Here is a 23,668-nt window from a genome sequence, read left to right as displayed (position 1 = left end):
TAATTGATTTTTAGAAGTTTAAGCGAACAATTTAACGTTATTAAATAAATTATGGACGAATCTCAAATCCGGTTGTTGTTGGTTGATGATGAGGCAATCATCCTCACATTATTCAAAAGCGCCCTGCAAGCGTGGGGTTACACCGTAGATATTGCTGAAGACGGCAAAAAAGCCCTGCAACTGTGCAACGAGAATAATTACCATATTATGATCACGGATTTAAACATGCCAAATATGGATGGCATGGCGCTGTTGAAGCGTGTAAAATCCCGCTGGCCGATGATGGAAGTGATCGTTGTTACCGGTTATGGCACTATTGAAACCGCCATCGAAGCGATGAAAATGGGAGCGTCCGATTTTATTTTGAAGCCGGTAAACTTTGAACAAGTGCAGTTTACCATTAAAAAATGTTATCAGAAAATTAAAGCCGAGAGCGAAAATCAGGAGTTGCGGGAAATTAATGCCCAGTTGCGCTCGGTGAACGAAATGAAAGATAAATTTCTGGCGATCACCAATCACGAAATCCGGACACCGCTGACGATTATCAAAGGGTATCTGGAAATTTTGGAAATGATAATGGAATCCGATGATCCGGAAATTGCTGAAACCATCGATATTATCCGGCGAACCACGCTGGATTTAAACAGCACTGTTGAACGGATGCATGCCCTCAGCCGGGCCAATCAAATCACCTGGCAGGGGCGGAAAGAATCTGTCGATTTAAAGGAATTTCTCATAAAAATTCGCGAAGATATGAGCGGATTGTTTAAACATCGCAATATTACATTAACGGTTCAAACACCGGAAAAACAACAATTTGTGATGGGAACTACGCCCAGCATTCGCATCATTTTGCAGGAGTTGTTGCAAAACGCTCTCAAATTTACGCCGGATGAAGGCAAAGTAATCGTATCTGTAAAAGAGAAAGATGAGCACTTTGTGATTTCTGTTCAGGATACGGGCATCGGCATTCCGTATGAAAAACAGGACCTCATTTTTTCCGATTTTTATGAAGTGCAGGATACTATCAACCACAAAACATCCAAAGCTGAATTTATGGGCGGCGGAATGGGTATCGGATTATCGCTGGTTAAAGAAGTGGTGACTTCGCTGCGTGGCCAAATTGAGCTCGAAAGCGAACCGAACGTCGGATCAACCTTCAAAGTATATCTGCAAAAAGCGACGCTGCCGGAAATGCAGGATTAAAAAAATCTCGCCAAAGCTTCAAAATCACCTCCAAATTTCCAGATTAAGTGAATTTTTGTTCACTTAATTAAAATCAGTTTGCCATTTATACCGCTCTATCGTTATATTCTCGCCGCAAGATTATCAAAATACGAAATCGTTACCGGCTGCCATTTGGGTGTTGCGATTGCCGCCGGCAAGCGTTGTAGCGTTAAACACAATTGAAGAAGAGGTTCGCTGCATGTCGGAAAAAGATTTTTACGGATTAATAGCTCAGGAACTCAACTTACGCGCCATTCAGGTTGCCAACACAGTGGAATTGCTGGACGATGGCAACACGGTGCCGTTCATTGCGCGATACAGAAAAGAGCGCACCGGTAAAATGGACGAAGAGCAAATTCGCGCGGTTGAGGAGCGCATCAAATATTTGCGGATGCTGGAAGAACGTAAAACCACCATTCTCCATTCGATTTCCGAACAGGGCAAACTGACGCCGGAGTTGGAATCGAAAATCCGCGAAACCATGAAAATGCAGGAATTGGAAGACCTCTACCTGCCGTATCGTCCCAAAAAACGCACCCGCGCAACCATTGCCAAAGAAAAAGGGCTGGAGCCGTTGGCGGAAATTATTCTGAAACAGGATGTCAACAGCGGTAATATTTTAGATTTCGCCGCAAAATTTGTGGACGCGGAAAAAGAAGTGAATTCACCGGAAGAAGCTTTGGCCGGTGCCCGCGACATTATCGCGGAAGCCATTTCCGATGATGCAGAGGTGCGCAAAGCTGTTCGCGAACGCACCCGTTACGCCGGCATTCTCGTCAGCAAAGCCAAAGATCCTGACGCACAAAGCGATTACGAAATGTATTACGATTATGCCGAACCGGTGAAAAAAATTCCGCCGCACCGCATTCTGGCAATCAATCGCGCCGAGCGCGAGAAAATTCTCAAAGTGAGCATCGAAGTGATGGAAGAGGAGATGTTCGAGGAAATTCGCCGGCGGCATCTCAAAAATCCCAAATCCATTTTTGCAAATGAAATTGAAGCTGCGCTCACCGATAGCTACAAACGGTTGATTGCGCCCTCCATTGAACGCGAAGTTCGCTCGGAACTTTCGGAAGTTTCGGATGAACACGCCATCGGCATTTTTGCAACAAACCTCAAAAATTTGCTGCTGCAACCGCCTGTAAAAGGTAAAGTTATCATGGGTATCGATCCCGGATACCGGACCGGTTGCAAAGTTGCCGTTATCGATGAAACCGGCAAATATCTGGAAGGCGAAACGATTTTTCCGCATCCGCCACAAAACCAGGTGTTCCAATCCAAAGCTGTGCTGCGGGGAATGGCGGACAAATACGGCGTGCAGATTATCGCCATCGGAAACGGCACCGCCTCCCGCGAAACAGAGGCGCTTACCGCAGATTTGATCAAAGAAATTAAAGAAGGCGATCCGGCGCGCGAACTGATGTATATCATTGTGAACGAAGCCGGTGCATCGGTGTATTCCGCGTCGAAAGTGGCAAAAGAGGAATTTCCCGATCTGGAAGCCAGTTTGCGCGGGAATATTTCCATCGCGCGGCGATTGATGGACCCGCTGGCGGAATTGGTGAAAATCGATCCGAAACACATTGGCGTGGGGCTGTATCAGCACGATGTGAACCAGAAAAATCTGGATGGCGCGTTGACCAACGTTGTGGAATCCGCGGTGAACGCGGTGGGCGTGGATTTGAACACTGCGTCCGCCAGTTTGCTGCGCTACGTTTCCGGATTAACCAGCCGCACGGCGACCAGCATTGTTAATTTCCGCGACAAAAACGGTAAATTTAGCAGTCGCGAAGAGCTGCAAAAGGTATCCGGCGTTGGCGATGTGGCGTTCCAGCAAGCCGCCGGATTTTTGCGAATTCCCGATGCGACAGATCCGCTGGACAATACCGGCATTCACCCGGAATCTTATGAGGCAACACATAAATTGTTGAAATTGTTCAAGTTAGAGAATGATCGAAAATCGTGGAGTACCTTAAAAAATACCATTCGCCGGGAAAAACGCAGTCTGAAAGAAATTGCCGAGCAGATCGGTGTTGGCGAACCGACGCTGGAAGATATTCTCAACGATCTCGAAAAACCGGGGCGCGATCCGCGCGATGAGATGCCCAAACCGATTTTCAAAAGTGATGTGCTGAACATCGAAGATTTGCGCGAAGGCATGGTGCTGAAAGGCACGGTGCGCAACGTGGTGGATTTCGGCGCATTTGTGGATATCGGCGTAAAGCGCGACGGGTTGGTGCACGTTAGCGAAATGGCGGATCGTTACATCAAAAACCCGATGGAAGTGGTTGCGGTTGGCGATATTGTCAGCGTAAAAGTAATTGAAGTAGATATGCAGCGCGGCCGCGTGAAGCTGTCGATGAAAATTTGACTATTGCTCAAAGTCGTCATTCCCGTCCCGATAAATCGGGTCGGGTATGACAAGCTTAAAGTATGTTATTTGGGGCGAACGAACGGTTCGCCCTTTTTTTTATGCATCCAGATCGATCACCATTTTGCCATCTTTCAAAATCACGACATCGTCGATGGTGAGCGTGGGGTTGAGCAAAATGCCGTCCACATGAAACCCGACATCGCAGGTGCCGCCCATCGACATGTTATTTCCCAATGCCAGATGAACCGTGCCGAGTACTTTTTCATCTTCCAGAATAGTGCCGTTTATCTGTGCGGAATCGTTAGTGCCAACGCCCAGCTCCGCCAAATTGCGGGCTTTCGGCCCGACAGATTCGACAGTTTTGGCAAATTCGCGGGCTTGCTCGCCGCCCTCAATTTTTACGGCCATCCCTTTTTCAATCGTGATGCGCACCGGTTCGCCGGTGATCATCCCGATGCCGGCCAATGAGCCATCGACCACATAAACGCCTTCCGCTTCATTTTCGCGGGGCATCAGATACGCTTCGCCGGAAGGCAAATTGCCAAATTTGCCGCTATCCAACACCATTCCGGTAGATGGGATGCCGTTAATCCCAGCGATCGGCAAATAAATATCCGTGCCGGCGGGCGTAGTAACATGAGCCATTTTGCCGTTCGTGAGCAGCTCAGCCACTTTGTAGGTGCGTTTCGCGACAGATTTGTAATCCGCTTTCATGGTTCGGATCAAAATATCTTCGGTAATGCCGGGCATTGTGCCCACCCTTCCGCCGGCAGCGCAGGCGGTTCGCCGGGCGTTGGTGTGCGTCAGCGATGTGCTGGTCGGGCAAATGGAAACATCTACCGCCTTCATCGCCTCGGTAATTGCCGGCGGCGGTTCTTCGCCGTTTACCCGGCGCGGGGTCATTTCCATCAGCAGCACTTCTTTGGCAATGTCCTGGCATACCTCAAACAGCGCCATTCCAATACTGCGTCGTTTGATATCGGTAACGATCAAAACGCTTTCGTTTTTTTGAACACCCAAACAATCGCGCGCGGCAACCAGGGCGGCTTCGTGTAATGCGCTCATAAATATTCCCCATTTTATCCAGTTTGATTTTTGCGAAAAAATATACTTGAGTTTCCCGAAAATTAACCTTAGTTTCAACGTAAGATAAAAAATACATAATGTCAGTTTAGCGATTGAGGGTTTTATTTAAAAGTTCAAAGTGAAATTTGTGGCTTTGATAATTTCCCGTTTGGATGAGTGACTTAAATTATTCATAATATTATAGATGATGCGGTTTTATTTTACGCATCCGGAGTAACGGGCGAAACAAATTTTCGGTGTTGGGAAGGCTTAAATCCCCGAAAAACCGCAAATTCAAAATCCGAAAACGATTGCAGTGCACACAAAAACGGCTAATTAGCCGTTTAATTTATTTTAGGCGTTTTTTATTACCAAGGATTGCGTATGGGCGTGCTCGATACGGTAGACACGCAAAATGCTTTGTATCAGGATTTGCGCAAGCAGTTCGATCCACTCTATGAGCAGCTGATCAAAATTGTTCGCGAATATAATCCGCAATTCAACGAAGAAATGTTATACAAAGCCTATACTTTTGGGCTTTGGGCGCACCGGGAACAGAAGCGCCAATCCGGTGAGCCATACTATTTGCATTGCATGAACGTGGCAACCATTTTGGCGGAAGTAATGCGGATGGACAGCACAACCATCGCCGCCGGTTTGCTGCACGATGTTGCGGAAGATACAACCTATACGCTTGATGAAATTGAAGAAGAATTTGGACCGACCATTCGTTTGCTGGTAGATGGTGTTACAAAAATTACCGAAATGAGCGGCAGAAAAGGGCTAAGCCGGGAGTTGCGGCAGGCAGAAACATTTCGCAAAATGTTGCTCTCAATGGCAAAAGACCTTCGGGTGATTTTGATAAAACTGGCAGACCGGTTGCACAATATGAAAACGCTCGGCGCCATGCCGCCGGAAAAACGCAATCGCATTGCCATCGAAACCCGGGAAGTATATGCGCCGTTAGCCAACCGGTTCGGGATGCAGCGCGTCAAAAGCGAACTGGAAGATTTAACATTCAAATATCTGGACAACGCCGCGTTTCTGGATCTCAAAAACCGGCTGAACCAGAAAAAAGAAGAACGCGAAGCGTATATCCGCAAAATCATTAAACCGATCGAAGCGGAAATTGCGGCACATAATATTCAGGCATCTGTATACGGGCGACCGAAACATCTGTATTCCATTTACAAAAAAATAAAGGTGCGCAATAAGCCGTTTGAAGAAATTTACGATCTGCTGGCGATTCGGATTATCGTTACAAAAGTGGAAGAATCTTATTACGTGCTGGGGTTGGTTCACAACCTCTATACACCTGTTTATGAACGATTTAAGGATTATATCGCGATGCCGAAAATAAACGGCTACCAATCATTGCACACAACGGTGGTGGATAAACAGGGGCACATGGTAGAGATTCAGATTCGCACGCAAGAGATGCACAACATCGCCGAAATGGGGATTGCCGCACACTGGCGATACAAAGACGGCATGCCCGATCGTAAAAAAGATGAGATGGATCAGCAGCTAAACTGGGTTCGCCAGTTGCTGGATCAGTATAAAGAAAAAGAAATGGTTGATGCACAGGATTTTCTGGAATCGCTGAAAATTGACCTGTATCAGGACGAAGTATTTGTATTTACGCCGCGCGGCGATGTGATGCGGTTGCCGCTCGGATCAACGCCGGTGGATTTTGCATTTCAAGTGCACTCGAATGTGGGAATGCACTGCATCGGCGCAAAGGTGAACGGCCGCATTGTGCCGTTGAAATCTACGTTGAACAGCGGTGAAATGGTTGAGATTATCACAAGTTCTAACCAGCGCCCCAGCCAGGATTGGCTCACGTTTGTAAAAACCAGCAAAGCGCGGCATCATGTGCGGCGCTATTTGCGGGATATCCAGTTTGAACACAGCCTGAAACTTGGCGAAGAGATCATTGACAAATATTTTAAGCGCTTCAAAATAAAACATCAGGATGATAAGCTGGATGAAGCGGCTAAAAAACTGGGTGTCGAAGATGTGCCCAGCCTGAAGGCGGCTGTCGGACGTGGTGAGCTAACTATCGAAAAAATAATGGCTTCCATCTCCGAAAAACCGGTGGAAGATCTGCCAAAAGAATCGCTGTTGCAGCGCATTCTGCAAAAGAATCGCAAACATTCTGCCATTCGCGTTCAGGGAATGGATAATATTATGATTAACCTCGGGCGTTGTTGCCAGCCGGTTCCCGGCGACGATATTTTGGGATACATTACCCGTGGTAAGGGTGTGACCATCCATCGCCGCAACTGCCCGAACATGCTCAATCTGGTTGACCGGAAGGATCGCACCATTTCGGTAAACTGGACGGTGGAAGTAGAGGAAGAATTTCGGGTGCAACTGTCGCTGTTGGGTGAGGATCGCAAATATTTAATTCGCGATATTACTCAGGCACTTGCAACAAATAACATCAATATATTAAATTTGGACATCCGGGCGAAAGACAAAGTTGCGCTCGGCAAAATTATTCTCGAAGTCAAAAATCTGCCGCATCTTACGCGAGTGATTAATGCGCTCAACCGGGTGAATGGTATAATCAGCGTTGAACGTATAGAGCCTGCATCACGTAAAAAAGATTCGTAATTCCTATTCGTAATTTGGATATTTTAACCGCTTTTGTGGTAAAAGCGGTTCATTATTTTTGTGCCAGTTTGAAATAAATGTATAGCGAAGTTAAAGATTCGGAGGACTGCAAATGTCAAGTTTTATGTATATCTCCAAAGAAGGATTGGAGAAATTGAAAGCCGATTTACACTATCTGAAAGCCGAAAAACGCCCGGAAATTTCCAAAAAAATATCTGAGGCACGCGACTTTGGCGACCTTAAAGAAAACGCGGAGTACCACGCCGCCAAAGAGGCAATGGGATTGCTGGAATCCAAAATTACCCAGTTGGAAGAAAACATCCGCCGCGCCAAAGTGGTTGATACGAGCAAAGTGACCAATGAGCAGGTTGCTATTTACACCACCGTTGTGATGAAGGATTTGAAGCGCAACCAAACTGTGGAATATACATTGGTTTCGCAGGAAGAATCCGATTTCCGGGAATCAAAAATTTCCACGACATCGCCGGTTGGCAAGGCATTGCTCGGTAAAAAAGCCGGCGAGGTTGTCGATATCAAAGTGCCTGCCGGAATTATGAAGTATGAAATTCTCGAAATCAAAGCGCCAACAGCATAAACCGCGAAACTCTGACGGGTTTTTTACGTGTTATTAAATGGGAAAAACCCGTATGAAGGAGTGAAAATGGAAATGAATAACAAAACTCAGAAACTGTATCGTTCCAAAACCGATAAATACATCGGCGGGGTTTGCGGTGGATTAGCAACATACACCGGGCTGGAAAGCAATATGATTCGGCTGTTGATGGTCATCAGCGTGTTTGTCGCCGGTATCGGATTTGTTTTGTATATCGCCGCGTTGCTGATCGTTTCCGAAAACCCGAACGAAACAGAACCGGAACGCCCCGAGCGTCCGGAAACCGACAAAACCTTTTTGTGGGGCATTATTTTTGTCAGCATCGGCGCGTTAATTTTACTTCGCGAGATGGATTTATTTGACCTGATTTTTATCGATTTACCGTGGTCAACCATTTGGGCAATCCTGTTGATCGCCGCCGGTGCAGCGTTGATTTACCGGCAATATCAACAAAAAGAAACCCAAACAGAGATTGCCGAAATAGACCCGGATGCCGCATCGTCCAATGCTTCAACATCGCAAAAAAGCACATTCGATATCTATCGTTCCCGGAGCGACAAAAAAATCAGCGGTGTGTGCGCCGGAATAGCCAAACATTTTAACGTCGATCCGACACTCGTGCGGCTGGGTTGGGTGGTGCTGAGCATCGCCTCCAAAGGATTGGGCGTGCTGATTTATTTCGCGTTGGTATTTATACTTCCGGAAGAAGAATCGACCGAACAAACCGTTTGATACCGGGAAAATATGAGAAGGTAAGCAAAATGAAAAACAAGACATCTGCATTTATCGGTATTTTTCTGATACTTATTGGCGTGGTGCTGTTGCTGCGCGATTATATTGATCTGGATATCAATAAATACACTGTGCGCAGTTACGGGCTGCTTTTTCTCGGAATCGCCGGATTTTTGATGAATCTGCAGCGCAAACCGCGTCGCGGTATGTTTGTCTTCCCATTTCTTGGGCTTATCGGGTTGTATTACACGCTCGGTGAACTGGATATTTTGTCCACCACTCGCGGGATGACCTTATCCGCATTTACGATCGCTTTTGGTTTGGCGCATTATCCGGCATACATTTTTGGATCAATCCGCAGTCTCAACAAATTAATTGTAGGTAATATCGTATTGCTTGTCGGGTTGATTTTTTTAAGTTACGAACTGGAATATATTTCAACGCGGTTGTTTGTTACGATTATTGATGACTATTGGCCGGTGGCACTGATTTTGGTAGGTGTCGGGTTTATCATCAACAGCATTATCCAGCGGCGTTCGACAAATGGTCCGGTTTCGTCGAAAGAATTGCAACATCACCCCTGATTTTACTGAAAAAAAGAATCCTTTTGATACAGCCCGTAAACACAGATAACTGGTTTGCGGGCTTTTTTTTGCCGATTTTTTCGCATTTTTGAATAATCGGCGTGTGATTGCGCACGATTTTGTTTAAATTCCATACTTATTTTTTAAACGCATCGCATCAGTTTAGCAGAAATTGGCGCAGCGGAACAGATTACAGAGGGTTCTGTGGAAAATTTTGGATTACACGACAAGATTGAGATTTTTGACCGGGAATTTCACATTCACACCGGCGCAATGATTGAGCACAATCGTATCATCACCGAAGTTTTTGAGCGAGGGATGTTCCTGCTTTCCCGCCAATACGATATCAATTTGCGAAAAGACCGCATCGGGCACGATTACGATTTCCTGAGCAAAGTGACCGAAAATTTTCATCAGAATGTAATCGATGAACTGGAATCGCTGTATTTGGTTCAGGAAAAATTGATGCGCTACCGCCACCCGAAGTCGCATTATTATCTGGGTATTTTGTTCCTGAAGCGCAATTTGTTTGAAGAATCGATCCGCGAATTCAAAACCTCACTGGAGCAGGATCACAGTTTTAACCGGGCATTTATCGGATTGGGCGTCAGTTACTTGAAATCCCGGAAATTTGTAACCGCCAAAGAAACGTTCAAAACCGCGCTCAACATGAGCGAAAAATTCCCGGATTTTTTGAATTATTACGGATTGGCGCATCTTTTTTTGGACGAATATGACGAAGCTATGTCGCTGTTTAAGGAAGCAATTCGCCTGAACCCCAAATATGTGGAAGCCCAGTTTAACCTTGGCGTGGCGCTTTACAAATCCGCGTTGCACGGCGCGCATGACCCGGAAGCCGTTGCTGTTCCGGCACGCGTTTCCATCTATCTAAAGCAGGTGCGCGATTTATCAAAATATCGTGTGCCGATGTGGCAAAAAGAATTCAACCAATTGCTGGAGCTGTTGCGCGACAATCAACACAACACCATTATTCCGGAGCTGGAGCAATTCCAGCTAAAATTGGTCGATCTGGTTTCTGACCGGGAAAAAATATTTGAATTTTTTCTGCGATTTTTGTTTGGCGGAAAAGACCTCACGCTGGAAACGATCAATAAATACCAATCCATTTTTGTGGCAAACGATAGCGATACGCAACATTATCCGGACTATTGGAACGATTTGGGAACGTTCAACCTCATCAAAAGCCGTGGATTGTTGATGAAAGCCATGAGCGAGTTTGAAAAAGCGCTGGAGCTTGCGCCCGGTTTTGATGAAGCCCAAAAAAATCTGGATACCATTCGCAGCCACGAAAAAGGTTTTATGATTTTGCTGCGTGCGATTCTGAAATAATCACCCCAAAATACAGATACCATGCCCCAAATTCTCATCGTTGATAACGAAGAAAAATTCTGCAAAGTGATCAAAGCGTCGCTGGAGCTTGAGGCGTTGCCGGCAACCTACGTCACTTCCGGGGAGGCGGCGTTGGCGCATCTTTCGGAAAATACGGTGGATGTCATTATCAGCGATTTGCGAATGGACGGCATTAGCGGAATGGCGTTGCTGGAGCAGGTGAAACAGCAGTATCCGCAAACCGAATTTATCATGATGACTGCTTACGCCACGCAACAAACCGCCATCGAAGCGCTCAAAAAAGGGGCGTTTGATTATCTGATCAAACCGTTTCCGGATATGGATGAACTGACACTGCGAATCCGGCGGATTCTGGATCAGCAGCGGCTGATCGCCGAAAATCAACGGCTGAAAAAACAGGATGAAACGCCGGTATTTTTTAGCGAGATGATTGGCAAAAGCAAAAAGATGCAGCAGATTTACCGGCTTATCAAAAAGGCAAGCGAGAACGACGCAACCGTTCTGGTTCGCGGCGAAAGCGGCACCGGAAAAGAGTTGGTTGCACACGCCATTCACGGCTCATCGCAGCGGAAGAACAAACCGTTTGTGACGGTAAATTGTGCCGCACTACCGGAGAATTTGTTGGAAAGCGAACTGTTCGGTTTCGAAAAAGGGGCGTTCACCGGCGCAACGCACCGGCGCATCGGCAAATTTGAGCAGGCTGGCGGGGGCAGTATTTTTCTGGATGAAATCGGCGATATCAGTCCGGCAACGCAGGCAAAGTTGCTGCGCGTGTTGCAAAATAAGGAAATTTACCGGCTCGGCAGCAACGAGCGCATCATTGTGGATGTTCGGATTATTGCGGCAACCCATCAAAATTTGGAAGAAATGGTGGAAAGCGGGCGTTTTCGGCAGGATTTGTATTATCGCCTGAATGTTTTTCAATTGACACTGCCAACCTTGCGGGAGCGCAAAGAGGATATTCCGGCGCTGGTGCATCATTTTGTGGCGCAATCCGCTGCGCAGGATATCGACCGGCTGGCGCTGGCGGAATTGATGGATTACGATTGGCCGGGAAATGTGCGTGAATTGCAAAACGCGATTGAACGCGCCGCCATCGTTTGCAACGGCATGATTACGCGGGAAGATTTGCCCTCTACCCGCAAAATGATCGCGCATTCGGCAAAACCCGGTGAATTTGTTTTACCCGATTCAGGCATTAAACTGGATGATTTCGAGAAAAAATTGATCCGGCAGGCGCTGGAAAAAGCAGACGGCAACCGCACTCATGCGGCAGAGCTATTGGGCATTACCCGCCGCAGATTGTATTCGATGATGGAGCGTTTCGGTATCAACCCGGATGGCTGATGTTACGGTTTTTCGGGATATACAACAAAATCATCTTTCATCCCTTTATCCGCATCTTTTTTAACTTCATCGCGAACGCCTTCTTTTGGCGGCGTGCCCGGTCCCGGTGCCGGCGGTTTTGTGCCCGGTGGTTGAATCGGTTGATTCGGCCAAACTTGCGTCCATAAACGGCTTTCCGGCCCGGCAAGCTGGCTGCCTGGAGGAATTATATTGGCATCTTTTTTGGCATTCAGCTCTGCTATCGCGGTTTCTTTATTATTGAAAGGACCGATTGTTACCATGTAGCGTTTATCGCGTGTGAGAAAAACCTGGCTGGTCAACCCGCGTGATTGATATTTTTGCGCCTCAGCAATGGCGCTTTCCTGACTGTTGAGACCCTTCTCAACCAAAATGTAGGTATTCCCGATTTTACATCCGCTCACCAGCAGTAAAACAACGCCGATCACCCAAAGCTTCAACCGATTTTTTAACAGCATCGTACGCATATTTTTTTCTCAAATTAAATGAATACTCGTTTTTGACAACCGTTATGATAGTAAATATACATTATTCCCAAAGCAATGAAAAGCCGAAAACACATGTATTTAAAGCATTTAGCCCGGTTTTGTTTCCGCTGTCGACAATAAATGATAGTTAAATTAAATTTCCGGTCTGTGATATGCCAGTGACGATCCTACCCAGGTTTTGTTTTTATTGAAATCCACACCCATCATTTTGCCTTTGCTGGTGCGGAGTAAGTTATTGACCAGAATAGGTTTATCATCCCAAATAAACATCAGGCGAATTTCCACCCGGGCATGCTCGTCCGGTGTTTTGATGAGCGGTGCATATTCAATTTTTCGTTGCAAAATGTAATTCTCCCGATCGTCAATCTCGTTCAGCATTGCTTTGGTGACATCGACCTGAACGCCGGTACCGGCAAAGGAATACAGCGGTTTGAGCACATAATTTTCCAGATCATCAGGATAGCTCGTAAGCTCATGTAAATAATATGTTTGCGGGCAATATTTACTGTCGATCAACGGCAGCGTGTGTTTGCTGATTTTGAAAAACCAGTTGGGATGACCCACCCATTCTACATCCAGATCGGCGTTAATATCAAATCCCGGTTGGATATTTTTGCGAATGAGTTCATCAAAAATAAAGCGATAGTAAATTCGCTCGATGGGAATTTCCCGCCCGTTTTGGCGATAGAAAAGCTTGTTTCCGCGCTGGTAAACATCTGTGACGCAAACAAACGGAATCCCGAAATACTGCTCCGTCAGATAAAAATCGATACGGGTTTTTTGCTGCTCCGGCTGCAATTCCAACAGCACCACGTTTTCCGGCGCGCTGTTGCCGAGTAGCAGTTTCCCCAGTTTCTCTTTGTAAGTTTCCGAGTTTAGCCCGCTGAAAAATGGCAAAAATCCGTCCGGAATCGGGAAATATTCGCGAAGTTTGGTGTCCAGATAATGCTGAAAAGCATACAACGACGGAAATCCCTGCAGCTCGATCAGTTGCGGCAGCAGATGTCCGTTTTCGTCGCGGCAAATTGCAAAATCGACCTGCAAAAAATGGGTGTGCTGTGTTTCGTTCGCGACGCTCATTCCCGCCGGAATGGCGTTTTTGCAGCGATCGGGAAAATCCGGCTGGCGCACCACGCGCATCACATCATTTGCAGCTTCTATCAATTTATCCCGCAGCGCATCGGATAAAAACAGCGGCGTTTCGCAAACGCGAAAAACCAGGCTTTGCCGGTTGTTGCGGTGAATATCAGCGACGAACGCATCATATTTGCTCTGGTCAAAATTCGTGTTGAATTGTTCACGGATTTCCGGAATCATTATTTCCCCTGATGTTTTTGATTTACAGGAATTTACGCGATCAACCGATTGTTTTCAATGATTTATCAATTCTGCAGCAAAGGTATAAAAAAAGCCGGTGAAAAACTCCACCGGCTTATGTGCGATAAAAATGCTTTTGTTATTCGTCCAGACTGACAGGCAAGCCGAAATGTGTTTCTTCGATGATGTAGTCCACCACGTTTTTCAGATCGTAGGATTGCTCCCAAATGGCTAATTGGCGATCGGCGCCGCTGCCGCGTTCCACCATTGTTTTGATGAAATTCATTTCTTCGCGAACGCCCAAATCGTCCACCACCTCTTCCACAAAATCCAGCAATTCGCCAATCAAATCTTTGCAGGGCACTTCTTCCTGTTTTCCGAAATCGATCAGTTTGCCATCCAATCCGTAACGGCTGGCGCGCCATTTGTTTTCGAGAATCAGTGAGCGGCGATAGAGCCGGAAGCCCAGATTCTGCTTTTTGAGGCGATACAATTTGGCTACAATCGCCTGAAACAGCGCGGCAATTGCCAGCGTTTCTTCGGCACGCATGGGGATATCGCAAATGCGGAATTCCAGCGTATCGAAATAGGGGTGCAGGCGAATATCCCACCAGATTTTTTTGGCGTCGTCGATGCAATTGGTTTTGACCAACAGCTTCAGAAAATCTTCATAAACCGCGAGGCTGTCGAAATAATCCGGCAATCCGGTGCGCGGAAAACGATCGAACACTTTCACGCGATAGGATTTGAAACCGGTGTTTCGTCCCAGCCAAAAAGGGGAGTTGGACGACAGCGCCAAAACGTGCGGTACAAAATATCGCGCCGCATTCATGATCTGGATGCCATCTTCGCGATCGTCGATGCCGACGTGCACGTGCAACCCGAAAATAAGGTTGCCCCGGGCAACCATTTGCATGTCCTGCACAATGGTTTTGTATCGCGGATGTTCGGTTATTTTTTGATCTTTCCAGTGCGAAAACGGGTGCGTTCCGGATGCTGCGATCCGCAAATCCGCTTCCAGTGCGGTTTTCGCGAGCGCAGTCCGCAATTCCATAAGGTCTTCGCGGGCTTCCTGAATATTGTTGCACACATGTGTACCAATCTCCACAACCGACTGGTGCATTTCCGGTTTTAGCTGTTCGGTTAATCTGGGTAATTTACTGCCCTGAATAATCTGCTGTATATGCGATTTTAACTGCCGGGTTTCCGGATCGATAATCTGAAATTCTTCTTCAATGCCAATCGTAAATAGCTTGGACTTGCTCATACAAAACTCACTTTTTAGATGTGTTGAATGAACGCGGTGTAACACGTTGATTTTTTACCGCGTTGGTAACAAACTTGCCCCACGTCAGGTTAATTTTCCCGGGTTTATGTGCTTTTGCCAGTTCGATGGCGAAATTGGCAGATGTTTCCACAATCCATTCGAAATTTTCTTCGCCGACGGAATAGTAGTCGGCGTCCGGTGCCGGGTTGCCGAAATCGATGGCATACGGCTCGCCATCGCGGATAGCCAGTTCCACAGTGTTGAAATCGTAGCCCAAGCCGCTGCAAAGGCGCAATACTGCGTCCTCGATTTTGGCGTTCAGTTTTGCTTCAACCGGCGGCGCATTGCGAATATATTGCATGTGATAGGGCTGCTTCGGATCGTAGCGCATCACCCGGACGTATTTTTGTCCGAGGCAATAACAGCGGTAATAATCCGTAAACTGGATTTCTTCCTGCAACATCATCACCAGTTGTTCGGTTTGATTATATGTTTGATAAAATTGTTCGCGGTTTTCTATTTTGTAAACGTGTTTCCATCCGCCACCGGCAAAGGGCTTAAAGAACGCCGGAAAACCGACATAGCTGAAAATGGCATCCCAATCTAACGGATAGGAAAGGTTGCGCATGGAGCGTTCATCCGTATCCGGCGGATGGGTGTTAGAGGGCAACAAGACTGTGCGGGGCACTTTTACGCCAGCCATGAGCGCCAGCGAATTGTTGAAGAATTTATCATCCGCACTCCACCAAAACGGGTTGTTGATCACCGCTACGCCGGCGGATGCCGCATTTTTCAAATAGGCACGGTAAAATGGAATATCCTGCGATATGCGATCGATAATGACAGCATACTCATCGCATTCACCTTGCACTACTTTGCTGATATTTACAAATTCTGCAGAAATACCTTTCAGCTTTTTGGCATTAATGCGTTCGACAAATGCATGCGGATACGTGTTTTCTCTACCAAACAGGATACCGATTTTCTTCATGCGATAAAATCTCCTTAAAGGTTTTGGTCGCTTTCGTGAGTGTTTAAGTTGCGGCGTTGGGTGCTTTGCTCCAAATTACACTGCGAAAATCGGGCGTGCAAAATCCCGGTTACGCATTTTGAGGCAAAGGTAAATTGGGTTAAAACCCGCCTTCGCATGCGATTGATAACTTTACGACGATGCTACGAAAGTTTAATTTAGCAAGAAAAATGGTATTTCAAAAATAATTTTGGGGTGGTTTTTATATTTCACTATTTCCCGGTTTGACAAAATCGAAAGTGAAAAATGGCGAAAAAAAAGCGCGGTGTTTGCCTATAAAACAAATACCACGCTTTTTTTTGATAATATTGAAACTGCTGTTTTTATTTATTTTAATCTGCGTAAAGCACCAACTCTTCACCGGGTTTGATTTTGTTGTTCCGTTTGGCATTCCAGCGTTTGAGATCGTTGATGCTAACGTTGTGTGCGCGGGCAATATCCCACAGTGTATCGCCGGAGCGAACGATGTAAGTATTTTTGTTATCGCCGGATGTTTCAGTGACCGTTGCAGCACCCGGTACCGGCAGATTTGCGCTGGCCAACGCATCGTTTGTGCTACCGGATTGATTCGGGAGCCAGATATTCAGTTTTTGACCGGGCCGGATAATCCGTGAATAATTTAACCCGTTCCATTCGCGCAGTTCATTTACGCTGACGCCAAACTTTTTGGCGACTTCCCACAGGTTATCGCCGGAACGGATGGTGTAAACTTGTTTGTAATGTCCGGGAACATCAGCAACTACTTTGGCTGAACTGTTCAGGCTTGCGCTGGTTGAGCGCGGTGCGGTGCTTTTTCTGGCGGTGCTTTTGGGTGTGTTGCTGGCAACCGCTTTCGGGCTGTTTTTTCCGGCAGGAATAGGAATCATTAATGTGCGTCCGGCGCGAATCAAATTGCCGGATAATTTATTGAAATGTTTGACTTCTGTAATTGAAACACCATATCGCCGGGCGATTGTTGAAAGTGTTTCGCCGGAACGAATGCGGTGCTGCACCCAGTCCATTTTTTGGGATTTTGGCAAATTGTCGTATTTGCTCAAAAATGTGTCGCGGGTGCCGGAAGGCAGGTAGAGCAACCATTCATCAACATCCGGCGGTGTGCACCAGCGCAAAATAGCCGGGTTAAGGTCGCGAATCTCGTTGTATGTGCTGCCAACCGCTTCGGCAATTATATTCAGATCGATGCTTTGTTTGATGGTTACCGTATCAAATTCAATCGGGTTATCCGGGATAATATCTGCAAAATTATATTTTTCAAGATTGCTGGCGATCGTTACGGCTGCCAGATACGTCGGCACATAATTTCGGGTTTGTTTCGGAAGTTTTGGCAGATCCCAAAATTCGCTAACGTTATACGTTTTGATGCGTTTTTCAATTTTTCCGGGGCTGAAATTGTAGCCGGCAATGCCAATATACCAATCGCCGAAGCGCTCGTATAAATCGAGCAGGTGTTGCCCTGCCGCCCGGCTGGCTTTGATAACATCCTGACGGTCGTCGTACCACCAGCTTTGGGTTAATCCGTAATAGCGGCCGGTTGCGGAAATAAATTGCCACATCCCGACTGCGCGGGCGTATGAACGTGCCTGCGGGCGTAATCCGCTTTCGATCATTGCCAGATAAAACAATTCTTCCGGTGCGCCTGTTTCCCGCAAAATGCCTTTAACCAGCTTTTCATATTTTCCGGCACGTCTCAGCCAACCTTCGAAAGTTTTACGTCCGCGACGGGTTTCGGAAAAATATTTGATGGCATTTTCGATTTTTTTGTTGAGAATTAAGGGAATCCGAAGCTGTTCCAGCGAGTCCACCGCAAATCCGGCGGAGTCGGAAACGGCGAAAAGCCGTTCGATGTCGATCATCATCTCTTCTTCGGTAAGGGTATCCGCATCCAGAACAACCATGCGGTGAAGGTAGGAATCGTAAGAATCATTCACCCGGAAATACAGTGCGGTCAGCAACGAATCTTCCGGATAAAGCGTGGAAAGGCTGTCTGCCTTTTCCAATGCTTTCAAATAATTTCCATCTGTCAACATCGCGTCTTCGCTGATGCTGTTGCTTTCGGCGGCGTTGAGATAGGCTGAAATTTGCTGCAATTCAGCTGCCGGTGCCGTTTTGGGTGATTTTTTGAATATCCAAACATTACATGCTGATAAACTAACCAGCATTAACATACAACCTGCGATCTTCACGATCTGCTTCATGAAACGATTCTCCTTCCGTATAACAACCATTACTTCAGAATTCCTTTTCGGGTTAAAGCAACTACCTTTTCAACAAAATTGGTTGTGGATCGATTTGGTGTCAGTGGAATGGTTAGCACCCGTCCGCCACGTGCTTCAACAATGTCTTTCCCTACAATGTCGTTGATGTCGTAATCGCCGCCCTTGACCAACAAATCCGGTTGAACCGACCGGATAAGCTCATACGGCGTATCTTCATCAAAAACAGAAACATAATCAACAAAAAATAATGATGCGATAATAAAAGCGCGATCATCAGCAGGCATTAGCGGTCTTGCGGGACCTTTCAGCCGGGTGACAGAATCGTCGCTGTTGACGCCGACAATCAGGATATCGCCAAACCGTTTGGCTTCCTGCAAATACTCCACATGGCCGCGATGCAAAATATCGAAACAACCGTTGGTAAAAACAACATTACGGTCTTCGAAATCCCAATCTGTGCGCATCTGCGCCAGCGTATCACGTGTTTTGATTTTTTGTGCAACAGTCATCCGCTCACTCCCCGAATACTTACCCTTTAGCTCGTCAATATAGTTACTTTCAGGGAATTTGAAAAATTTTTTTGCAATAAATTTTGCCAAATTTTCGAAAAAATGCAGATTCCTAACGTAGTTGCGAATAAAATTGCACCGTGTCAAAGCATGGTTTACGGGGAAGGCCGTTCGCAATTCCAACGGTTACGGAGTACAGATGGTTGGGTTGTTGATGTGCCGCCTTCCCTGGCTGCCAATCACCTGAACAATATACATCTGACTTGCGTTACGTTAGTGCGCCATTTCAAGAATTCTAAAATGCAATTTTTTTAAGATTGACAAAAAATGTGTAACATTTTAATGCAGAAATAACAATTGGTTAGATGAACGTTTTTCAACAGCGCGAATAGATCAAATGACAGAATTTTGACGTATGGATTTTGGGTGGAAAGTTAAACAATTTCTGCGGCAAATCGGTTTGTTGCAAAAAAGGAATAAGTGCAATTTTTGCGAAAATTAAATATTTGGCGTATCTTCCATAAGCTTTGCAAAACAAGAAATGTTGTGAAAAAATAACGGAAAATCACGAATGAAGTTATCAAAACTTTGCCCGATTTGGTTATTGTGTACCATCGCGATGTTGCCGGTATGGGCACAAAAACCCATGTTCAATGCCGATAGCGCATATGCGCATGTTAAACATTTGAGTGTAACCATCGGCCCACGCCCGATGGGCTCGGCAAATGAGCAGCAAGCTTTGCGCTGGGCTGCGGAAAAATTCAAATCTTATGGCGCTGATACGGCATTTGTGATGCCGTTTTTGAAAGCGCCGCACGGTGTGAACACAACCAGCGGTGTTGCAGTTGCCCTGTTTCCGGGGCTGAGTGATTCCATAATTGTGGTTGGCGGGCACATCGATTCGGATAGCCGGGTAAATCCCGGAGCCAGCGATAACGCATCCGGCACAGCTTGTGTTATCGAGCTGGCGCGAATATGGGCAAAAGCTCCGCCGCAGCGATACACATTGCTGTTTGCCGCTTTTGGCGGCGAAGAGCGCGGTTTGATCGGCTCCAAATTTTTTGCAGAAAACTATCCCCGGATGGATTTGGTGCGGTTAATGTTCAGCATCGATATGGCCGGTACACCCGGTTGGTTGATTCCGTTTATCGATACGGAAACGCACCAGGCGCCACGCTGGCTAGTGGAAGATGCCTACGCTGTCGATCGCGCCTTGGGGTACAACAGCCTGGAATACCCGACCCATTTTTTCAGCATCAACAACGCCATTGGCGGTGCGGGTTCGGATCACATGCCGTTTATGGAAAAAAATATTCCGGCCATCGATTTTACTGCCGGCATCAACATCGACCCGATCCACACACCGCAGGACCACATTGGATTTGTGGATAAAAACATGCTGGCGCGCAGCGGACGAATCGTGAATGCGCTTCTGGAAAAATATCAGGAAAACGGTATTCCGTCAGATCATGCCGGGCACTACATGATGTGGGAAACCTTTTTGGGACGGCAATTTATCCCCACTTGGCTGATGTTTATTGTGGTAATCGTGGGGCTGATTGCCGGCGTAGGCGGTATTTTGCAAGCCCGTAAATTTGGCGATAGCAGCTTATCCAAAGGATTGTTTTCCGGCACAAAATTGTTTTTGTTAATGATTGTAATTGCTGCATTTACCCAGTTTGGCGAAGGGCTTTTGCAAATTATCAAAGGAACGCGTTATCCCTGGTTGACCCATTTCCACGAGTATATGATTTATGCCGCAATTTGGACGGTGGCTGGATTTTGGGTTGCAGCGCAAACCACGCGTCGCTGGCGGTTTAGCGAAAACGCCTTTGGATATGCCATTCGTGCAGCGGTGCTACTCATCCTGCTCACCGGTTTGCTGCTGACTGTCAATGCGCGATTGGCGCTTTATCCGGCGGTATCGTTGCTACTGTTGTATTTGGTGATCAATCTACGTCCCGCTGCGTTACAATTGCTGGCTGCGCTGGCTCTTCCGCTGCCCATGTTCCGGCTCATGTTCATGGAAACGCTCCCGTTTTTGGCGCGAAGCCTGACTATTGCCGGATTTCAGATTACCACGTTCAAACATGCACTGTTGTTTAGCGCGATACTTACTGCCGTGCTGACAATCTGGTTTTTGCCGACGTTGTTCACATGGGCATTTATTACGCGATATATTGCTTCCGTTCAGCAATTTGTTGAACAATTCCGGCGTTCGATTGTCGGGTTGATTATTCTATTCGCCATTTTGGGGTATGGTGGTTATCTCGTTGGCTTATCTGCGTTTAGCGATCGCTGGCAGCCGATGGTTCGGGTTCATGCAACATACGATATGAACACGAACGAATCCGGCATTACCGTTAACAGCAACGATTTTTTGCGAAATGTGAACGTGCAGGGTGTTCAGCTAAACCGGCAGATTGACGGGGAAATTCTGTCGGAAAAACTCGATGTTTCGTTTTTGGCGGATTGGTTAAAAGTGAACCGGATGGATTCGCTGGCGATTGGCGAAATGGATACTATTTTCATCGATTGGGCATTTGGGACAACGCACTCGTGGTATCGTGCTGAGCTAACGGTGACGTGTGATTCCGGCGCAATTCAACCGTTGATTGAATCTGTAAATTACGCTAAATTGTCGGATACAAAATTGCAGTTCCGATGGGAAGCTGAACCTGCAGAGCGCGTGCAGGTGACCGGACGCCTGATTATTCCTGCCGGAAGAAAACTGATTCGCGAGTGGAAAGGCGTTTATCCATTTTTACCAATGCCGTTGAATGTCACTGCGCAATCCGGGACGGTAATATATCAAACAGATGTCACCTTCCGCGATACACTTTCCACCGCTGATCCGGCCGGATTTCATTCCGGCATGTCAAAAATGTTCACCCCGGATTCAACTGATGCAACTATAATTGATCCTGAAATCGATTCCGTTATGCAAACAGAACCGGATTCGCTGCGAAGGCAAATGTAGGAGTGGTGTTTTCCGGCGGCCGGAAATTTGAAGCTGTGTGTCAAGATTTCAATGAAAATACCGATGTGAAGGATAGTGGCAATTCTAAATTGCTGCTATCCTTTTTTTGTTAAATAACGGGTGGTTTTCAAATTAATGGTATAAAGAGAGCATCATGAGTCAACAGAACGACCAATCCGGTATGTCCCGAAAAGACGAAGAAATGGTAAATGAATTATTCCAGAGCGATGACGGGCAAATCCGGGGTAAAATCAAACTCAGCGATTTTTTGATTTTGATAGTGGACGACCAGCTGATTAATCGGCAAATTTTATCGCGCGGCTTATCTGATTTGGGATATAAAACAGCAGAAGCTGAAAACGGTTTGGTTGCACTTGCCAAAATGAAGCGCACGAAACCGGATGTGGTGCTGATGGATATCGATATGCCGGAATTAAACGGATTGGAAACCACCCGCCGCATCCGCACTGTTCCCGAATGGCAGGACACCAAAGTGCTGATGGTTACCGCCAACGACAGTGTCAAAAAGCTCAAACAGGCGCTGTCCTGCCGGGTGGATGATTATATTGTTAAGCCCATCAAAATTACGGATATTGATCGCAGAATACGCCAGCATTTGAATCTCAACAACGCGACGTAATAATTTCGTCGCGTTTATCCTTCCAATATTTTTACATCTGACCATTCCGGAGTAAAAAACCGCACACAGTTTCGTCCGGCTTTTTTGGCGTCGTACAGTGCTTTATCCGCCAGTTTGATCAAATCTGCCGGTGTTACGGTTTTATCGAACGGCAATGTTGAAACGCCAACGCTGATGGTCACATGATTGGACACCCGCGAAGTTTTGTGTTCGATATACAAATCTTCCACTTTTTTGCGCAAAATTTCCGCGACATAAAGTGCGCCCTCGGAATTGGTATTCGGCAAAATAGCCGCAAATTCTTCGCCGCCATAGCGGAATAATCCATCACCGGTTCTGTGCAGTGCATTGTTCAGCACTTGCGCAACTTTTTGGAGGCATTCGTCGCCAGCCTGGTGTCCGTATGTGTCGTTGTAATTTTTGAAATCGTCTATGTCTAATAAAATCAACGAAATAAATTCGGATTCACGCGGCGTTCTGCGCCACTCCGTATTCAAAGATGTGTCAAATAACCGACGATTTTTAACTCCGGTCAGCCCGTCGTGAGTGGAAATTCGCTGTAATTCCAGATTTACTTCCTGCAGCTTTTCCTGAGCCTCGACCAATTCTTTTTCGCGTTGTTTGCGCTGATCCATTTCGCTTTTTAATCGCAACGCGGAACGGACGCGAGTGAGGATTTCGGTTTTATCGATCGGTTTGCGAATGTAATCGAACGCGCCGGCATTAAACGAGTTTTCCAGGCTTTTACTATCCGTGTTTGCTGTTACCATAATGATGATAACATCCTCGAAGCCCGGAATCGCTTTTAACCGCCCGGTTGCAGTAATGCCGTCCATTTCCGGCATCATAATATCCATCAATATCAAATCGACCTGTGGTTTTGCCTGCGCAGGATTATCAATACCAAGATATTCAAACAATTCCGCTGCTGAGCCAAAAGTTGTAACATCGGTATAGCTACCGATTTTTAATATTTTCTGGATCAGAATACGGTTTTCCAATACGTCATCAATGACAAGAATTTTCACAATCACTCCCCTAATTCAGTGATAAGCTATTTTACCCATATGCTAATTTAAGTGATTGTTTTCGAAAACATTTAACGCAGCGCAAATTTTCGAAAATCGATTCTCAAATAACATGGTTTTTATCGTGTTGTTTTTGCCCAAATACCTTATTGAACATGATAGCATACCCATAATCGACCGGTAAATGTGAATAATTAAGCCAGTGGGAAACATATTGTCAAGAAATGAAATTTGCGGGCTGAT

18 protein-coding genes are annotated in these 23,668 nt (G+C 46.3%); 10 read left to right on the top strand and 8 right to left on the bottom strand.

Going from position 1 to position 23,668, the window contains the following annotated elements; genetic code table 11:
• The first annotated feature begins 51 nt into the window (after nucleotides 1-51).
• Together H6629_07055 and H6629_07050 are read left to right on the top strand one after the other, a co-directional pair.
• Nucleotides 52-1,206, top strand: coding sequence for a response regulator (locus H6629_07055; GenBank protein ID MCB9067553.1), 1,155 nt, complete (start codon nucleotides 52-54; stop codon nucleotides 1,204-1,206).
• Nucleotides 1,207-1,426: 220 nt separating this feature from the next.
• On the top strand, nucleotides 1,427-3,598 hold the full coding sequence (locus tag H6629_07050; protein MCB9067552.1) for an RNA-binding transcriptional accessory protein: 2,172 nt from the start codon (nucleotides 1,427-1,429) through the stop codon (nucleotides 3,596-3,598).
• A gap of 99 nt (nucleotides 3,599-3,697) precedes the next feature.
• Here H6629_07050 and H6629_07045 read toward each other — a convergent pair whose 3' ends face one another.
• Nucleotides 3,698-4,666, bottom strand: coding sequence for an aminopeptidase (locus tag H6629_07045; protein ID MCB9067551.1), 969 nt, complete (start codon nucleotides 4,664-4,666; stop codon nucleotides 3,698-3,700).
• A gap of 384 nt (nucleotides 4,667-5,050) precedes the next feature.
• Between H6629_07045 and H6629_07040 the strand changes: the two genes are divergently transcribed.
• From H6629_07040 to H6629_07015, 6 genes are all read left to right on the top strand, one after another.
• On the top strand, nucleotides 5,051-7,285 hold the full coding sequence (locus tag H6629_07040; GenBank protein ID MCB9067550.1) for a bifunctional (p)ppGpp synthetase/guanosine-3',5'-bis(diphosphate) 3'-pyrophosphohydrolase: 2,235 nt from the start codon (nucleotides 5,051-5,053) through the stop codon (nucleotides 7,283-7,285).
• A gap of 112 nt (nucleotides 7,286-7,397) precedes the next feature.
• Nucleotides 7,398-7,880 (top strand): transcription elongation factor GreA, encoded by a 483-nt coding sequence (greA, locus tag H6629_07035; protein ID MCB9067549.1) that lies wholly within the window; start codon nucleotides 7,398-7,400, stop codon nucleotides 7,878-7,880.
• Nucleotides 7,881-7,952: 72 nt separating this feature from the next.
• Nucleotides 7,953-8,630, top strand: a complete 678-nt coding sequence (locus tag H6629_07030; protein MCB9067548.1) for a PspC domain-containing protein — start codon at nucleotides 7,953-7,955, stop codon at nucleotides 8,628-8,630.
• A gap of 29 nt (nucleotides 8,631-8,659) precedes the next feature.
• Entirely contained in the window at nucleotides 8,660-9,214 is a 555-nt protein-coding gene (locus tag H6629_07025; protein MCB9067547.1) for a hypothetical protein, read from the top strand.
• A gap of 204 nt (nucleotides 9,215-9,418) precedes the next feature.
• Nucleotides 9,419-10,564, top strand: a complete 1,146-nt coding sequence (locus H6629_07020; GenBank protein MCB9067546.1) for a tetratricopeptide repeat protein — start codon at nucleotides 9,419-9,421, stop codon at nucleotides 10,562-10,564.
• A 21-nt stretch (nucleotides 10,565-10,585) separates the two neighbouring features.
• Nucleotides 10,586-11,932: a sigma-54-dependent Fis family transcriptional regulator gene (locus H6629_07015; protein ID MCB9067545.1), complete on the top strand. Its 1,347-nt coding sequence runs from the start codon at nucleotides 10,586-10,588 to the stop codon at nucleotides 11,930-11,932.
• 2 nt (nucleotides 11,933-11,934) lie between these two features.
• Here H6629_07015 and H6629_07010 read toward each other — a convergent pair whose 3' ends face one another.
• From H6629_07010 to rfaE2, 6 genes are all read right to left on the bottom strand, one after another.
• Nucleotides 11,935-12,417, bottom strand: a complete 483-nt coding sequence (locus H6629_07010; protein ID MCB9067544.1) for an SPOR domain-containing protein — start codon at nucleotides 12,415-12,417, stop codon at nucleotides 11,935-11,937.
• A gap of 153 nt (nucleotides 12,418-12,570) precedes the next feature.
• A complete protein-coding gene (locus H6629_07005) occupies nucleotides 12,571-13,755 on the bottom strand; it encodes a hypothetical protein (protein MCB9067543.1) in 1,185 nt (394 codons plus the stop codon).
• A gap of 139 nt (nucleotides 13,756-13,894) precedes the next feature.
• Nucleotides 13,895-15,022 carry a carboxylate-amine ligase gene (locus tag H6629_07000; protein ID MCB9067542.1) on the bottom strand — a complete coding sequence of 376 codons (1,128 nt, stop codon included), beginning with the start codon at nucleotides 15,020-15,022 and terminating at the stop codon, nucleotides 13,895-13,897.
• A 7-nt stretch (nucleotides 15,023-15,029) separates the two neighbouring features.
• On the bottom strand, nucleotides 15,030-16,013 hold the full coding sequence (locus H6629_06995) for a hypothetical protein (GenBank protein ID MCB9067541.1): 984 nt from the start codon (nucleotides 16,011-16,013) through the stop codon (nucleotides 15,030-15,032).
• 371 nt (nucleotides 16,014-16,384) lie between these two features.
• A complete protein-coding gene (locus tag H6629_06990) occupies nucleotides 16,385-18,247 on the bottom strand; it encodes a LysM peptidoglycan-binding domain-containing protein (protein MCB9067540.1) in 1,863 nt (620 codons plus the stop codon).
• Between the two features lie 29 nt (nucleotides 18,248-18,276).
• Nucleotides 18,277-18,777, bottom strand: coding sequence for a D-glycero-beta-D-manno-heptose 1-phosphate adenylyltransferase (rfaE2, locus tag H6629_06985; GenBank protein MCB9067539.1), 501 nt, complete (start codon nucleotides 18,775-18,777; stop codon nucleotides 18,277-18,279).
• A gap of 571 nt (nucleotides 18,778-19,348) precedes the next feature.
• Between rfaE2 and H6629_06980 the strand changes: the two genes are divergently transcribed.
• Together H6629_06980 and H6629_06975 are read left to right on the top strand one after the other, a co-directional pair.
• The gene (locus H6629_06980) at nucleotides 19,349-21,757 is read left to right on the top strand and encodes a M28 family peptidase (protein ID MCB9067538.1); all 2,409 of its coding nucleotides are present in this window, start codon (nucleotides 19,349-19,351) and stop codon (nucleotides 21,755-21,757) included.
• A 154-nt stretch (nucleotides 21,758-21,911) separates the two neighbouring features.
• Nucleotides 21,912-22,397 (top strand): response regulator, encoded by a 486-nt coding sequence (locus H6629_06975; protein ID MCB9067537.1) that lies wholly within the window; start codon nucleotides 21,912-21,914, stop codon nucleotides 22,395-22,397.
• Between the two features lie 14 nt (nucleotides 22,398-22,411).
• Here the strand turns inward: H6629_06975 and H6629_06970 are convergent, their stop codons facing one another.
• Nucleotides 22,412-23,425 (bottom strand): diguanylate cyclase, encoded by a 1,014-nt coding sequence (locus H6629_06970; protein MCB9067536.1) that lies wholly within the window; start codon nucleotides 23,423-23,425, stop codon nucleotides 22,412-22,414.
• Nucleotides 23,426-23,668 lie beyond the last annotated feature (243 nt).

It is taken from the genome of Calditrichia bacterium, assembly GCA_020634975.1.
GTDB lineage: Bacteria > Calditrichota > Calditrichia > RBG-13-44-9 > J075 > JACKAQ01.
Note: the sequence above shows the minus strand (reverse complement) of the source record. Positions and strands in the feature narration are given on the sequence as shown.